This window comes from Mesorhizobium sp. M7A.F.Ca.CA.004.04.2.1 (genome assembly GCF_004022825.1).
In the GTDB taxonomy this organism is placed as follows: Bacteria; Pseudomonadota; Alphaproteobacteria; order Rhizobiales; family Rhizobiaceae; genus Mesorhizobium.
Window position 1 is genome coordinate 1 of record NZ_RZPH01001329.1, and the last position, 1,296, is coordinate 1,296.

The 1,296-nt window shown below is 62.0% G+C and carries 1 protein-coding gene and 1 pseudogene; both read left to right on the forward strand.

The window, feature by feature from the left end; all coding sequences use genetic code 11:
* Positions 1–736 (forward strand): hypothetical protein (locus EN893_RS38420; RefSeq protein WP_164901394.1); only part of this gene is annotated, 736 nt, incomplete at its 5' end.
* Positions 737–879: 143 nt separating this feature from the next.
* Positions 880–1,296: pseudogene (locus EN893_RS34280) on the forward strand (hypothetical protein); the annotation flags it as partial.

The window sequence follows — 1,296 nt, forward strand, 5'->3', positions numbered from 1 at the left end:
GGCCAATGCCTACGGCGTCTTCAGCGCGGCGGATGAAACCATTGTGTCGGCCGACACGCTTGTCGACATGGGCGGCGCGGCGGCGTCCATTGGCGTTCGATTGAACGGCGACATGTCGCAAACCCATGCAGGCATCGCGGATGCGCGATCGTCCTATGTCGCCCTGTCGACAATATCGGGCGAACGGCAGAGGGCGACGGGTGGCCTTTTCAAGGCGACGACCGGCAGCGTCGTCAACGATGTGAAAATCAGCGGATCCTCGCCAAACGTCGAGGTGCGGGGCAACATCTACTCCGGTACGGCGACGGGCAAGCCAACCGATGACGGATCGCACATGGCGCTAATTGAAGGAAACCGGGGCGGCGATCTTTTCAAGGGCTATAAGTCGACGCCGGACGCAACGCCCGTTCTTATGATCTTCGAAGCCGGAAACAGCTTTGTTCCGATCAGGCCAGGGCAAGGCGTGAAGTTCACCGCCGATGTCGCTGCCCGCCGCACGGATGGTTCGTCGTCGACCAGCGCCGGCTATGTGTTCGCCGGCGTGATCCGCAACACGGGCGGAACCCTGGCGGTCGAAGGTGCGATCACCAAAACGGTGATCGGCGAATATGCGACCGACGCCGCTTCACTCGACGCCTCCGTCGCCGTGGGGGCTTCCGGAATTGAGGTGACCGTTGTCGGCGTCGCGGCAAAGACCTATGGCTGGAACGCCGTTGTGCGGCTTCAGGAGGTTTGATGCTGCATGGAAGCTGGACGCTGCCAATGCCATCACAATCGCAGTTGATATCTGCCGGCTGATCCAAAGGCCTGCCTCTATCTCAAGACCAAAATCTCTTTTCAGCCTCGCTTCGCGGGGCTTTTTTCATGGAGCACGCCAGCATGGCCCGATCTTCAGCCGCCGCCGTTCGCCTTCTGACCGGCGAGCGCGAACCTGTTCGCCTGGCGACGACCGCCAGCATTGCGCTTTCCGGCCTTCAGACCATCGACGGGGTAGCGACGGAGGTGGGCGACCGCGTGCTGGTCAAGGACCAGGCCGACCAGACGCAGAACGGTATCTATACGGTCAGCGAAGGCCGATGGTTCCGCGCTGCCGATGCCCGCACCGGGCGCACCATGCAGAAGGGAACGACGGTGCATGTCCAGCAGGGCAACGCCTCGGCCGATTTTGTCTTTGCCTTCCAGACGCTTAACCCTGTGATCGGCACCGATGACATTGTGCTCTCGTTCTACCAGTCCGACGACACCGTCGGCGATATCCAGGCAGCCGCGCAAGGCATCATCGACCAGGCCCAGGCC